This is a genomic window from Methanospirillum hungatei JF-1, from assembly GCF_000013445.1.
GTDB lineage: Archaea > Halobacteriota > Methanomicrobia > Methanomicrobiales > Methanospirillaceae > Methanospirillum > Methanospirillum hungatei.
Window position 1 is genome coordinate 933,190 of sequence record NC_007796.1, and the last position, 14,381, is coordinate 947,570.

General features: G+C 45.8%; 15 protein-coding genes. 13 read left to right on the forward strand and 2 right to left on the reverse strand.

Annotation, left to right across the window (positions count from 1 at the left end):
- Positions 1 to 203 precede the first annotated feature (203 nt).
- Positions 204 to 734: an FxLYD domain-containing protein gene (locus MHUN_RS04305; RefSeq protein WP_011447854.1), complete on the forward strand. Its 531-nt coding sequence runs from the start codon at positions 204 to 206 to the stop codon at positions 732 to 734.
- Between the two features lie 9 nt (positions 735 to 743).
- Here MHUN_RS04305 and purB read toward each other — a convergent pair whose 3' ends face one another.
- Entirely contained in the window at positions 744 to 2,084 is a 1,341-nt protein-coding gene (purB, locus tag MHUN_RS04310; RefSeq protein ID WP_011447855.1) for an adenylosuccinate lyase, read from the reverse strand.
- Between the two features lie 102 nt (positions 2,085 to 2,186).
- Between purB and MHUN_RS04315 the strand changes: the two genes are divergently transcribed.
- The 10 genes from MHUN_RS04315 to MHUN_RS04360 are packed head-to-tail and all read left to right on the forward strand — an operon-like array spanning position 2,187 to position 10,069.
- Positions 2,187 to 2,540 carry a dihydroneopterin aldolase family protein gene (locus MHUN_RS04315; protein WP_011447856.1) on the forward strand — a complete coding sequence of 118 codons (354 nt, stop codon included), beginning with the start codon at positions 2,187 to 2,189 and terminating at the stop codon, positions 2,538 to 2,540.
- On the forward strand, positions 2,512 to 3,342 hold the full coding sequence (locus MHUN_RS04320; protein ID WP_011447857.1) for a TatD family hydrolase: 831 nt from the start codon (positions 2,512 to 2,514) through the stop codon (positions 3,340 to 3,342). Before MHUN_RS04315 ends, MHUN_RS04320 begins: the two co-directional genes overlap by 29 nt.
- A 45-nt stretch (positions 3,343 to 3,387) precedes the next feature.
- A complete protein-coding gene (locus MHUN_RS04325) occupies positions 3,388 to 3,681 on the forward strand; it encodes a DUF424 domain-containing protein (protein WP_011447858.1) in 294 nt (97 codons plus the stop codon).
- A gap of 13 nt (positions 3,682 to 3,694) precedes the next feature.
- The gene (locus MHUN_RS04330; protein WP_011447859.1) at positions 3,695 to 4,732 is read left to right on the forward strand and encodes a 60S ribosomal export protein NMD3; all 1,038 of its coding nucleotides are present in this window, start codon (positions 3,695 to 3,697) and stop codon (positions 4,730 to 4,732) included.
- Between the two features lie 12 nt (positions 4,733 to 4,744).
- Positions 4,745 to 5,611: a class I SAM-dependent methyltransferase gene (locus MHUN_RS04335; protein WP_011447860.1), complete on the forward strand. Its 867-nt coding sequence runs from the start codon at positions 4,745 to 4,747 to the stop codon at positions 5,609 to 5,611.
- Positions 5,608 to 6,744, forward strand: coding sequence for a bifunctional phosphopantothenoylcysteine decarboxylase/phosphopantothenate--cysteine ligase CoaBC (gene coaBC / locus MHUN_RS04340; protein ID WP_011447861.1), 1,137 nt, complete (start codon positions 5,608 to 5,610; stop codon positions 6,742 to 6,744). Before MHUN_RS04335 ends, coaBC begins: the two co-directional genes overlap by 4 nt.
- Positions 6,745 to 6,746: 2 nt before the next feature.
- On the forward strand, positions 6,747 to 7,616 hold the full coding sequence (locus tag MHUN_RS04345) for a pantoate kinase (protein WP_011447862.1): 870 nt from the start codon (positions 6,747 to 6,749) through the stop codon (positions 7,614 to 7,616).
- Positions 7,613 to 8,344: a 4-phosphopantoate--beta-alanine ligase gene (locus MHUN_RS04350; RefSeq protein ID WP_011447863.1), complete on the forward strand. Its 732-nt coding sequence runs from the start codon at positions 7,613 to 7,615 to the stop codon at positions 8,342 to 8,344. The genes MHUN_RS04345 and MHUN_RS04350 overlap by 4 nt, the downstream gene beginning before the upstream one ends.
- Positions 8,331 to 9,326, forward strand: coding sequence for an AAA family ATPase (locus MHUN_RS04355; RefSeq protein WP_011447864.1), 996 nt, complete (start codon positions 8,331 to 8,333; stop codon positions 9,324 to 9,326). The genes MHUN_RS04350 and MHUN_RS04355 overlap by 14 nt, the downstream gene beginning before the upstream one ends.
- Positions 9,327 to 9,355: 29 nt before the next feature.
- A complete protein-coding gene (locus MHUN_RS04360) occupies positions 9,356 to 10,069 on the forward strand; it encodes a class I SAM-dependent methyltransferase (RefSeq protein ID WP_011447865.1) in 714 nt (237 codons plus the stop codon).
- A gap of 21 nt (positions 10,070 to 10,090) precedes the next feature.
- Here the strand turns inward: MHUN_RS04360 and MHUN_RS04365 are convergent, their stop codons facing one another.
- Complete coding sequence (locus MHUN_RS04365; RefSeq protein ID WP_011447866.1) at positions 10,091 to 10,516, reverse strand: hypothetical protein; 426 nt, start codon at positions 10,514 to 10,516, stop codon at positions 10,091 to 10,093.
- A 177-nt stretch (positions 10,517 to 10,693) separates the two neighbouring features.
- Here MHUN_RS04365 and MHUN_RS04370 point away from each other — a divergent pair, with 177 nt between their 5' ends.
- Positions 10,694 to 12,148, forward strand: coding sequence for a glycoside hydrolase family 57 protein (locus tag MHUN_RS04370; RefSeq protein ID WP_011447867.1), 1,455 nt, complete (start codon positions 10,694 to 10,696; stop codon positions 12,146 to 12,148).
- Between the two features lie 603 nt (positions 12,149 to 12,751).
- On the forward strand, positions 12,752 to 13,891 hold the full coding sequence (locus tag MHUN_RS04375; RefSeq protein ID WP_011447868.1) for a glycosyltransferase family 4 protein: 1,140 nt from the start codon (positions 12,752 to 12,754) through the stop codon (positions 13,889 to 13,891).
- Positions 13,892 to 14,381: the final 490 nt, after the last annotated feature.

A 14,381-nucleotide genomic window follows, 5' to 3' on the forward strand; every position in this document is an offset into this window, starting at 1 on the left:
GCTTAGATCCAAAACCTCATCATATTTCTGCTCCTCAATATATAAATGCGGCTTACCTGCTCTACCTTTAAGTGAGCCTCTCTTTACAAAATCTTAGGAATAAATCTATGTACCGGTAGTCTTATAGGCACGGTAAACAGATCAGAAGCTAGCAAAATGGGTGCTGTTGTTATGGGGTATTATCGAATGCAGGGGGATGAGATATGAGAATTTTACAATATCTTAAAAAGGAAGTCATTGTACTATCAATTCTCATTGGAGCTGTTGTATGTATTCTGTTCTCATCGCCCGTCTTCTCAGATCAGGTTATTACTATCGAAGATACGGGAAATTCTTTTCCATTGTATGACTCTGTTCAGTACCAGATCCAGGATACCATACAAAAGGAAGAGACGGAAGGGAGGAGACTTTTCATCTCCCGTCCTTTTGGATACCTTGAATGCACAGAAGACAGTCAGGTCAATCTTTCCATCCGGAAGACATACATCGACAGGGTGGCCAGAGATAAAGCCTATATAAAAGGCGAAATTAGAAATCTAGATGACAAAACTATTGATATCATCGTAATCACCTTTAACCTGTTTAATGCTGACGGAGATCAGATAGGCAACGCCTATGCAACGATTGATTATCTGGAGCCGAAAAAAACGTGGAAATTCACTACTGATCCAATCACCCGTTCAGATTTTAAATTTGAACGATATGGATCAGTCTTTACCGGTGTGTACGACTAAAAGAGGAGATCAGAGATAGAGGGAACGCAATTTTTTACTTACCCTTTCCACCTGTTCCACCGATGTACCGATATACGATTCCGGATTAAGCAATTTCTCAATTTCAGGTCCGGGGATATATTTCGTCACTTCAGGAGTCCCGGTGAGGAGCACTGATAATGGTTTTTGTAAGGCCAGTGCCTCCATACTCTTTTCCCTGATAATTTCATGGGCTTCCTGGCGTCCCATCCCCTTCTTTGTCAGTTCAATCATAACCGATTCTGCCATATTAATTCCATGCAGCATGCCAAGGTTCTGTTTTATCCGATCTTCCTTCAGGTTCAGACCTTCCAGAACTGAAGTCATGATCTTCAGGATGTGGTCGGTGAGGATGGTTGCTTCAGGGAATAAGATCCGTTCCGGAGAAGAGTTGGTTAAATCACGCTCGTCCCAGAGGGTATTATTCTGAAATGCCGGCTCTACTGATGACCGGATTATCCGGGCAAGACCACAAACCTGCTCACTTTTTATGGGATTTCTCTTATGAGGCATGGTAGAAGATCCGACCTGTTTTGCACCAAAGGCTTCTTCAACTTCTCCAATCTCCGTTCTCTGAAGGGAACGGATCTCAACGCCGATTTTATCCAGAGTTGTGGCCAGATTAGCAAGGAAACAGAAATATTCCGCATACCGGTCACGCTGGATAATCTGGTTTGAAACATCAACCGATGATATATTCAGGTATTTCATCATCTGTTCCTGTATCTCCATCCCCTTCTCACCAAGAGCTGCCTGGGTCCCGACTGCGCCGGTGAGTTGCCCGACACAGACCCTTGGTCTCATTTGTGATAATCGCTCAATATGACGTCCGATTTCACTTGCCCATATAGCAAAACGAAGTCCGTATGTGGTCGGAACACCATGCTGACCATGCGTCCTTCCAATACAGACCAGATGCCGGGTCTTTTCTGCCCGGTCAAGAAGAACCGCGAGTATCTTTTTTAATTTGGTTTCAAGAATGTCCAGCGCATCGCGGAGCTGAAGACCGGTAGCGGTGTCAAGAATATCATTTGAGGTTGCTCCATAGTGGATCCATCTTCCTGCCTGACCGCATACTTCAGAAACTGCCCTGACTACTGCCATCATATCATGGTGAATCTCTTCTTCAATCTCTTTTGAGCGTTCCAGGGATGCACTGCGTGCTTTCTCTGCAATTATTTCTGCATCTTCCCTGGGTATCATACCCAGTATTCCTTCTGCATGGGCAAGGGCGATCTCAGCTTCAATGATGCACCGGAACCGGTGTTCCTCACTAAAGACCTGTTTCATCTCAGGGGTGCCATATCTGAATTCTATCGGATGGATAGCCATTGTGTACCTGTTGGACTCCATGCTAGTTAACCATATGAATCCAGATGAGGGCATATGAAAAACACGGCATCTTATATAGACTGAAATCTCTCAGGTGATGATATGATAACTGACAGGGAACGGGCAGCTTTTGAAGCAGGAATAAAACTTGGTGCATTATACCACCAATGGGTAGGCGTTCCGGTATCCCGAGAGTCCGCATCATCATTAGAGAAAGCGATAGAAAATGCGCACATTCAGCAACCTTATATGACCGATATTGCAGTGCGCCTTGATCGGGAACTTATGATACCGAACTCATTCGGATATAGTGAATTATCAGGTCTAATGCTGGATGTGGAACTGACTGTACGGGTCAATGAAGCATCATGTCATGCCTGTATTGCACGTGAAGGTGAATATCCCATGATGAGAATTGAGTGGATAGATGAAGACACCGAAATACCCAATCCTTGATGATCATATCCACATCGATCCCAGAAACGGGAAAGGGATAGAGGCAGTAAAAGAGTTCAAGCGGGCAGGGGGGACTCACATATGTCTGGTAACAAAACCCTCCTGGTCCCTTGGTATCCATCCGGTCCGGGGAGAAGACTTTAGGGGAGTCTTTGATGAAACGCTTCAGATAGCACACCAGATCCAGGAGCAGACCGGTGTAATTGTTTTCCCTGTGTTGGGGTGTCATCCCGCAGAGATCACGGTCATGGCTGAACGGATGAGTGTTGCACAAGCGGCTGACATCATGAAAGATGGTCTTACCATCGCTGCACAATATGTAACTGAAGGTAAAGCTATCGGACTTAAAAGCGGACGCCCTCATTATGAGATCCGTGAAGAGATTACCGTCCTTTCAAATGAGATATTATCACATGCATTTTCACTTGCGGCAGATGCTGGATGTTCTATACAGATCCATGCAGAGTCAGGTCCGTGTGCAGATATGATAGAGATGGCATCTTCCCAGGGGATGAATCCTGCCCGCGTCATTAAACATTTCGGGACACCTGATACCCCGCTTATCCCCTCTCTTGTTGCAAAGCATGAAGAGATCCCAAATCTGTGCCGGTTGAAACGGGAATTTACCATGGAAAGTGATTACATGGATGAGAACAGCCGGCCGGGTGCCGTCATCGGTCCAAAATCGGTGCCCCGTTTTACCCTTCGGATGCTGGAGCAGGGAAGTATTACAGAAGAAGACCTGTACCGGATACATATGCATACACCCCGGAAGGTTTATGGGATTGAGATCGAACTCTGATACACCTGAAAGGTTTTTCTCGTACAGGGGCACGATAATATCAGGATGTTACTTAGAATTCACCGGTCGGCAGACAACAAGGAAGTAATAGGGTTATGTGACCGGGAACTAATAGGCAGGACCTTTTCAGAAGGGGAGATATCCATCTCTATTAATGAAGGCTTCTTTGGCAACCAGCCGACTTCTGAAGAAGAGGTCATCCGCGTTTTGATGAATGGTGATAATATCACGATCTTTGGAAAACGGTGCGTTGACCTTGCGGTCTCTCATGGGATCCTGGAACCGGATTCATGTCGCCTTATTAACGGCATCCCGTATACGACTATCATTCGAATATAAAAAAACGATTTACATGGACTTACAAGAGGCAATCTGTCCGAAATGTGGTGGCCCGTCACCAACCGGGGATATCTGCGGGAAATGTCGCGCATCAGATATTGAATGGTTTACCTGTGACGGCCGTGTCCGACTGGTACGTTGCCCGAATTGTAACTCTATGAGGGATAATAACGGTTGGAATGATTGTGAACGATCACGTGAGGATCTTGAATATGAGGCTGCAATTTCGGCCATTCATCTCTTTCAGGATGTTCAGAAACCTGAAATCTCTATAAAATTGGAAGAAAACAGCAAAAACAGAACTTTTGCACATATATCCATAACCGGTTTATTATATAATGAACCCCGTGAGGGGGCCTGCACGGTAGAGATACTCTGGCAATTTGACTCCTGTGACCGATGCAGCAGATATCACGGTAACTACTGGCAGGGGGTTGTGCAGCTCCGGGCTGATGGCAGAAAGGCTACCCCTGAAGAACAGGAACGTGCAAAACGGATAGCGTACCAGGCAGAAGAAGAGTTACAACTCCAGGGAGATCGGTTATCTTTTGTTACCCGGATGGAAGAAGGGCGTGAAGGTCTTGATATCATCGTCGGGACCCAGACGCTGGGTGAAAAGATATCTCGGGATATTACCAGGCGGATGGGAGGGAAATTCTCACTCCACCCTACCCTTGTCGGAGAGAAAGAAGGAAAAAAACTATTCCGGATTACATATGCGGTTCGTCTTCCACGATATACGAAAGGAGATATCATTTTTATCCGGAATACCTATGGTGAAATTCTGGGGGCAGAGGGGAAGACTATCAGTTACCTGGATTTGGCCTCAGGAATACCCCGCACAGTCCCTGAATCCACCCAGTCCAGATATGTCGGATCTGTACGGGACGGAATACCCATGCTAGTCATATATCAGGATGGAGAAATGCTGGGTCTCATGAATGAAGAGACTGGAAAGACAGAAGAAGTCCCGGTTCAGTCATGGCGGACCATCGTCTCCGGAGAACGCGTACATATCATCCGGGATGAAGATCGGGTTCTGGTAGTCTGAACAAATGATAATATGAATGTCCGGGAGATCCCCTGCAGGGAGATGAAGAAAATCCTTTCAGACCCATGGGTAGATACCAGCAGAAAACCCTGGGTATCAGGAGATATTGCGTATGTCCCGGTGCAGAAAGGATATTCATATACTCTGACTCTTCCAGAGCGGCGAAGAAAAGGCAGAGGATACCAGAAGATAGGTTCAATTATCGCTTTTCATGGTGAACAACCTGGCGCAGACGTCATCGATGAAGTACGAAATCTCCATCACCCACAGGGGATTATCTGGTACCGGGGCCACCATGGAGAGATGCGGATTCCTGATATTGTTCTTCTTTATGGAGAGGTTTCTGACACCATCCACAAGGAGTCAGGTCTTTTATATCACCTCAATCCGACTAAAGTGATGTTTTCACAGGGCAACCGTGAAGAGAAGCAGAGGATAGCAAATCTTGTAAAACCTGGTGAACAGATTTGCGATATGTTCGCCGGTATCGGATACTTTACCCTTCCGATGGCAAAAGCCGGGGGATTTATTCATGCTCTTGAGATAAATCCGGATGCCGTGCACTATCTGGAAAAAAATGTCAGAGAAAATGCTCTTGATTCACGAATTCGTATCACAATGGGGGACTGCAGGAAGACTATCACCGGGACATATGATCGCATTCACATGGGATATTACGAAGCAGCAGGATTTCTGGATGCCGCACTAGCACATGTCAAATCAGGTACGGTACTTCATGTTCATGGGATCGGAGATAATACCACAGAGATTCAGGAGCATCTGAAAACCTTCGGACTTACTGCAACCCTCGCACACAGGATTATCAAGAAAATCGGGCCAGGGAAGGTTCATACCGTGACTGATGTGGTGATATCATGATCCTGAATGGGAAAACAATTCTTATCGGAGTTACCGGAAGCATTGCTGCAGTTGAGACCGTCCGTCTGATTCATGCCCTGAGAAGAAAAGGAGCAGAAGTTCAGCCGGTGATGAGTCAGGCGGCTTGCTCGATAATTCATCCTGATGCCCTGACCTATGCAAGTGGACGGGAGACCATAGTCCGGATCTCCGGCCATGTTGAACATGTCCTATACTGCGGTGATGAGGGGCGTGCTGATCTTTTTTTGATCGCCCCATGTACTGCAAATACCATATCAAAGATAGCCTGTGGGATTGACGACACAACCGTTACAACCTGTGCAACCACTGCTCTTGGAAGAAAGATGCCCATCATCGTGGTCCCGGCAATGCATCATGCAATGTTCCGGCATGAAATCGTCATGAGAAATCTTGCTGCCCTGAAAAACATCGGCATTGAGATAGTGGGACCCCGGATAGAAGAAGGGAAAGCAAAAATTGCTGACATCAACGAGATAGTCCTCTGGTGTGAACGGCTTTTATCAGGCAGACCACTTGCCGGAAAACATATCCTTATTACCAGTGGCAGATGTGAAGAGCCGGTTGATGATATCCGGGTCCTCACCACCCGTTCTTCCGGAAAAATGGGTCGGGAACTAGCATATGAGGCTTTTCGGCTGGGTGGTGATGTAACCATTATTCACCGGGATGAGATACATATTGGAAGAAACATCCCTGTCACCACCGCGTCATCGATGGGAGATGCAATCAGGTCGGTGATGGAAGAAGAGATACCAGATATATACATCAGTGCTGCAGCCATCTCTGATTTCGCTCCGGAATGTATATCCGGGAAAATTCCCAGTGGGAAACCTGCAACAATTCACCTTCGTCCCCTGCCAAAATTACTGGATCTTACTCTTGGAACCATACCGGTCACGGTCGCATTCAAACTTGGACAATCTGCACATGAAGAAGCAGAACAACTTCTATTAAAAGGGGTGACCATGGTCTGTGCCAACAAACCGGAAAATCTGGGATCTGATGATGCCCAGTATACTATTCTGGATTCATTTGGGCAGAAGTCAATAGCGGGAAGCAAACAGGAGATAGCCACGCAGATTTATGATCGAATCATTGAAAAGCACCTGTAATCATGGAACTGACACGCGTTACTGCCTTTTGCCCCGGTCATATCTCCGGCTACTTTCTCCCGGTTATCCACGATGATCCTGATTTATCGGGAAGTATCGGAGCTGGAATTGTCATCTCTGAAGGTGTCAGGGTTATTGCAGAGAAAAGTGCTGATTCTACCGTGAAGATATTTCAGACCGACCGGTACGGGCTGCCGGAAGAGATAGCTGAATCATCACCAGTTCTTATGGATCTTCTTGCATATATGCAGGTAAATGCATCAATCGAGACCTTTTGTCATCTCCCGATTGGGAGCGGATATGGTATGTCAGCTGCCGCTCTTTTAGGTACGGTTCATGCGCTGAATGCTCTGTATAACTTCCATCTCTCTCCCCGTGAGTGTGCCCGGATTGCCCATCGGATTGAGGTACAACACCAGTCAGGACTCGGGGATATTTCCGCATGTCAGGGGGGAGGATTTGTCATCAGAAAAACCCCTGGGCCTGATGGAGATATCATGCGGGTAATTGATACCCGTCCCATTTATGCCCTGACCATCAGTCCTATAAAAACCTCATCAGTGCTTTCATCCCATGACATGATAGCACAGATAACCCAGTCATTTCCTTCCAGGATACCACAAAATCTGGATGATATTATGTCTCTTTCACGGGAATTTGCTGAGAAGAGTGGCCTTATTTCCAAGGAAATCAGAACCGTCCTTACTGCATGCGATAAAGAAAACCTCCCTGCAAGCATGACTATGCTGGGATGCGGGGTATTTGCACTCGGAAAAAGAGCAGAAACGGTTCTGAAAAAATTCGGAGAGGTATTTAAACTTACAATTTCACCCGGAGGTCCGGCAATATTATTTGGAGAACGATCTTCATGATACCAGAATCTCATCCCAGGTATAAATCACTGATAACACGGGAAAAACTGGCTCAGTACACCAAAACCGGAATAGTATCGCTTGAAGGACTAACCGCCCACGGAAGAGGAGAGGCTTTTGACTACCTGCTTGGGGAAGAGACGACTGAATCGGCACTCCGGGCAGAAAAAATAGCTGCCGCTCTTCTTCTCTCTGCAAACCACCCCGTTATATCAGTGAACGGGAACACCGCTGCTCTTGCTGCAAAAGAGATTGCACAGCTTCAACTGGCATCAAAGGCACGGGTTGAAGTAAACCTGTTCCATCGGACAGATGAGCGGGTGCAGGCAATATCTGGTCTCTTAAAGGAACATGGTATCACGCTGGTAGAAGGAACTGTCTCCAGGTATATTCCTCTGGATCATGACCGGGGGCTCTGCCACTTTGATGGGATGCACTCTGCTGATGTGGTACTGGTTCCCCTGGAAGATGGGGATAGAGCACAGGCACTAATCGATCTCGGGAAAAAAGTTATTGCCATTGATTTAAACCCCCTCTCCCGGACATCAAAGGTTGCCACAGTACCGGTCATAGACGAGGTTACAAGAGCACTTGCAAATATTGCAAGATTCTGCACCGAACTTGATCAGGATGAGATAACCGGGCTTACACGTGAAATTCACGGAACCGGATTTATCAGGGATGCCCTTGAATATATACGGGAGAGGCTTTTGAATGTTCTGGATTGAAAAATATCGTCCGGTCACTTTTGACCAGATACTTGGTCAGGAACGGGTGTGTGAAGTGCTCAGGCGATGTGCCGCAACAAAAAACCTCCCACATCTCGTAGTATCCGGCCCACCAGGAACAGGGAAGTCAGCAGCGGTTGAGGTTACCCTGCGTGAATTATACGGAGATACCTGGCAGGATAATGTAACCATCTTCAGGACCTCTGATCTTATGGAACGGGGGAAATATGCGCTTGAATCAGATGAACGGTTTTTACATCTGTACCGATCTGATGAATCATTTCTGTCAAACTTCAAACATATCATCTCTTCCTACGCTTCCATCCGACCGATTAATGCAGAGTTCAAAGTAATGTTGTTTGAAGATGCCCATGCGTTATCACATGATATCCAGCATGCTCTCCGCCGGACCATGGAACGGTATAGCAATACCTGCCGGTTTATATTTTGTACAACACAGGCATCAACCCTCATCCCTCCGATTAAATCCAGGTGCCTGCCTCTCTTTTTCACCCCCTTATCCCGTGATATAATCCGGGACTGCCTGAATACGATTCAGAATGATATTCCAGAACCTGATCGCGTCTCTGATGATGAGACCGGCCTTATTGTTGCTGCAGCAGGCGGGGATTTGAGAAAGGCAATCATGTATCTGCAGGTCAGGGTGGAGACGAAAATCCCTTTCAATCCTGATACCTTAAGCAGGACTGATACCCAGGAAGAGGCCTGCCTTGCACTTCATGCTATGAAAGCAAAAGATATTGTCGCGGCCCAAAAACGGCTGCAGGATCTTATGATTACTCAGGGACTGTCTGGCAGAGAGATTATCTCCACCCTTCTCCAGGTCACTGAACGCGAATATAATGATCCGGAGATTGTGACAAGGCTTGCCGATACTGATGCCCGTCTGACCCATGCAGGAAATGAATATCTGCAGGTCAATGCCATGGTAGCCACCATCGTTGCGGAGGTGTTTTCATAACCAGAGCAAAATTATCGGTACATGCCCGGGTGCAGTCGCATTATGATGATATTGCTGACGTATATGACCAGCGGTATGACCACCGGGAACGTGGCAGGATCTATTATGATCATATCGCCGGGGCAGTACTCGGCAAAATCAATCCCTCAGGACATCTTCTTGACATTGGATGCGGTACAGGACTATTCCTCGAGCGATACCTGAAAGAAGGAACAGATAGGACCGCTACTGGTATTGATATCAGTCCGGGGATGATCAAAAAAGCAAGAGAGAGATATCCTGATCTACCCTATGTAGTGGGAAATGCAGAGCTTCTTCCCTTTGAATCTGACTCCTTTGATTCCATTTCAAGTCTTCTGGCCTTCTCATACCTTCAGAACCCGGGGCAGAGTCTGTCTGATTGTTATCGGGTTCTTGTTCCAGGAGGGAGGTTGGCAGTCTGTACGCTTGGGAAAAATATCTTTACATCAAGCCTTCCGGCCCTTTACTCAATTGGAGCGAAGATGAAGATACGGCGGGTTGGCGTGGGATCTTTTGCCGAACACTATTATTCTGCAAAAGAGATGTACGATCTTCTCGATAAAGCAGGGTTTGAAGAGATTGAGATATTTAAATGTTCATTTGCTCACTTCAACCTTGCCGGCCCGCTCTTCATGATCGCAAAAAAAGTTGAATCCTTTATTGAAGATAACATCCCCTATCTGGCGTACAACCTGATAGCTGCAGGGAAAAAACCTGAATAAAACTCTTCTATCTCCTTGTAATTACTTCCCTTTCAATTTTTTTGAAAGTGCCTCAAATGTGTATTCCATCTCATAATGGCAGCAATGTTTCCTGGGTAACCACAAAAACCGTTTTTGAAATTCAACATCCGCCCGGGTAACATGCAATGCCAGAGAGAGCTGAAAGGCCAGTATTACAAACACGGTGAGGATAATATCACGAAGTGTAAGCGAAATGGTTGAAAAAAAGGAGTAATGAGCGGTGATTAAATAACGAATCTGATCCTCAAGTCCTGCAAGTTGACCGATTGTGACGGCTACTATGATTATTAAAAGCCCGAATAACAGGATCATGACACAGGAAATAATCCAGGAACGAAGGAATCTGCCGATAATCGCAACGATGGTGCATAAAATAAAAATTATAGCAACAGGGTCCGTCAGTGCCTGAATTATCGTATTATCCATTGATGTAAAATCCACCGGCATCAGGTTTAATTTTTTCTATATTTTTGAGTTCATCTTTTTTAGAAGGCACAGGTCACGCACATTTTATATTCATTACCGGAAAAGTAACAATATGGTTCAGTCATTCCATTCTTGTTGGGTATACAGACTCTTTTTCAGCAGAATACAGGAGTTTACATGAATCAGCGATTTTGTATCGGGTTTGAAGTTCATCAGCCATATCGGCTTAAAAAAGGATTCAAACCTGATTTCGCGGACGGTCCGGATGATCCGATGGAGCGCTACTTCGATGACGCCAATAAAGAGATCCTGCTCCGGGTATGTGATAAATGCTATGAACCGGCTACATCTATCATTCTTGATCAACTGGATGACGGTTTTTGCTGTGCATTCTCTCTCTCCGGAGTACTTATAGAACAGATGGAGAAATGGGCACCTGATGTTCTTGATCTCTTCAGACAGGCGGCACAGCATAAAAATGTCGAGATGATCGGGCAGACCTATTTTCACAGCATCTCCAGCCTGTTCTGGACCATGGATGAATTCTGCAATCAGGTGAACCTCCATCGTGACCTCCTCAAAGACGTGTTCGGAGTAACTCCTCAGGTATTTGAAAATACAGAATTTCTCTTTGATAACCGGATTGCTGCCACGGTAAAAGATCTCGGGTTTAAAGCCTGCTTTACTGAAGGTGTAGATTATATACTTGAATGGCGAAGTCCGAATTACCTGTATCAGTGTGCCGGTCTACCGGTCATCATGCGCAATTTTAAACTTTCAGATGACATTGCGTTTCGGTTTACCTGCCGGGACTGGGAAGCCTGGCCACTGACTGCTGATCGGTATGCAAACTGGGTCTCACGAACTCCGGGTGATTTTGTACCGGTATTTATCGACTACGAGACCATCGGTGAACATTACTGGGTAGAGTCCGGAATCCATGAATTTTTCAGACATCTGGGTCCGGAGATGAGAAGATCAGAGGTCCAAATGGTAAAACCTTCAGATCTGTTATCCTTCCCGGTACATGATGAATTTTCAATTCCTCTCCCCATCTCCTGGGCCGATGCCGAAAAGGATGGTACAGCCTGGATTGAAAACCGAAAACAGAAGAATGCATTCAGATCAGTGCAGCGTGCAGAATCATTCTGTAAAGATAAACATACCTGGCGGTGTATGCAGATTAGTGATCATTTCTACTATATGTCATGTAAACATGGATCGTGTGGAGAAGTCCATACCTACTTCAGTCATCAGCCGGAACATGAAGCATTTATTACCTATATGGATGTCCTGGCAGATTTTATCGAACGCTCCATACCCGAAATGGACAAAAAGGAGTACCTCTATCCACTCCGTACCATTCCAATCGATAATGCCTTCTACTTCTCAAGTCCGGTCGGATACACCGGTCATGTCGCCTTTGATATGGATCAGTTTGCCGATATGCTTCAGATTGTTCCATCAGACTCGATCACATATCACCATCAGAAAGGCGATTTTGCCAGCTGGTGTCGGAATGTCATAAAGGATGAGCCACTGGCACAGGCTATCGAAAAAGCCCGGAACCGGCAGGAACTGATACTGGCTGCAGATACCCGAAGACATGAATTATGGACCGCTTTAAAATAATTTAAAATACCTTCTTTCCAAAAAATAAGGAAGATGGAAGGATCTGATAAGTCACCGTTCCATTCTCTCCATGGAGGGGGTAAGAGTAATTCTCTCTATCCAGAATAAGCAATTCATTATTTATGTGGTTGAAGTAGGGTCACGTAAAACAATATATCGGAAATATTTAGGTTGGAGGATAGTAATGGGTACTTCCTTACAGGTATCCTATTCTGAAAATATTCCTGCAGCTTGAATGATGCTTCTGAAGAGATGAATACCGGTCTGCCATTATAATTTGAATTTTTGAGCGCGGGATGATGCTATCACTTTTTCCGACTTAATTTCCACCCGGACTGAAGGTTGTTATCTGTACAGGGGATGAAACGTGAGTAATTACATCTGAATATGCGGTACAATCTCTGGTATAATCCGGCATATCGGATATATTTTTAATAGAAAGATCATCAATTCTTTGTATATGCGTAGTTTTCCGCTCGTGTTCTTGATGGACTTTTCAAAAAATTTCAAAAACACCGTTCATCCCGTGTTCATATTTCGTAATGCTCACCTGCTTACTGGAAAAATCACTTCATTCACCAAAAGACAGGATGGTGATGTATCATGACCGGTCACCGCTTTAAAATAGCAATTTTCTGCTGGGAAAACCTGTACAGCGACCGGGTCGGTGGCCTTTCCAATGCCGCGACCTATCTTGCCCAGGCCCTTGCAAAGGATCATGAAGTCCATTTCTTCACCAGAGGCGATGAAGACTTTGAAATGAATAATGTATACTACCACGTCTACCGCCCGCATGGAAATAACATAGTTGAATACTGTGCAGACCTTTCAAGAGGTCTTGTTAACCGGTTTTATCAATATGATGACCCTGGTTTTGATATCCTTCATTTCCATGACTGGCATGTAACCGAAGCCCTGCATCTCCTCCAGGACCGGCCGACGGTATTCTCATTTCATTCAACAGAATACGGAAGAAATGGAAATGTTCACGGGGACTGGTGGGAGTACCATGAGATATGCAGCAAGGAATGGTATGCCAGCCTCATTGCCCGGCGGTGTATCATGGTATCATGGACACTCCGCAATGAAGTGCTTGAACTCTATAAGACCGATCCAGGTAAGATCCATGTCATTCCGAACGGTGTCGTAAAAGAACAGTTTGACGTGAGCATTGATCCCGGTGCCATCAAAGCCCAGTATGGTCTTCATTATATGACACCGCTCATCACCTACATCGGACGGATGGCATACCAGAAAGGCCCTGATATTCTCGTCGATGCAATACCCCTTATCCGGGAAAAGCACTGGAATGTCGCATTCATCCTTGCCGGCGGAGGAGGGATGCGTGACTGGCTTATAGAAAGGACAAAAGGATGGCCGGTTCAGCTTCCCGGGTTTATATCAGATTCAGAGTATGTCAGACTCCTGCATGCCAGCGATATCGTTGTAATTCCAAGCAGGAATGAGCCATTTGGTATCATTCTTCTTGAAGCATGGAGTGCAAACCGGCCGGTTGTTGTCAGCAGGGTTGGAGGTCTTGCTGAAAATGTTGAGCATGGAGTAAATGGTCTTGTTGTGGACCCGAATCCGGAGGGAATTGCATGGGGTGTCAATTACTATCTTGACAATCAGCATGATAGAATCAGATTAGCACGAGGTGGGTATAACCAGGTAGACCGGAGATTCTTCTGGGATTCAATAAAAGATCAGGTGTTGTATGTGTACCGCGAAGCAATGCATTGAACATATCCTGCCGTATATAGATAAAGTCATTGACTGGCCATGGAACTGACGTTCATCCCTCATACCATCAGATACGGATGAAAGCTTGCTAATCCCGCTATCGCATCGGCACGACTGAAATAACCAGCATGGAACATGATCTCATATCAGTCAGTCCGTGTTCAACCTGGATAGATACATCCATTACTCCACGGAAAGGAGACCGGTTGAAGTAAATACTCTCTGGGTACTGGCTCTTGAGGTGTGTGAGTACCTTGAGATAGGAGTCCCCGTCTTATCCAAACAGTAAGACGGTCCTTTTATTCTTTCTGGAATGAAGATGCCGGATGCATGTATGATGTCTGCGATCCTGATGATGTATCCGAGACCAAACCTTATCGCCCTGGCTCATGGCCCGGTACATGGATGCACTCATACAATACGGTGAACAACCACGACAGATATCACGGGTATTGCAACCGCTCTGGCAGTACTTCCTGACCGATGGAAT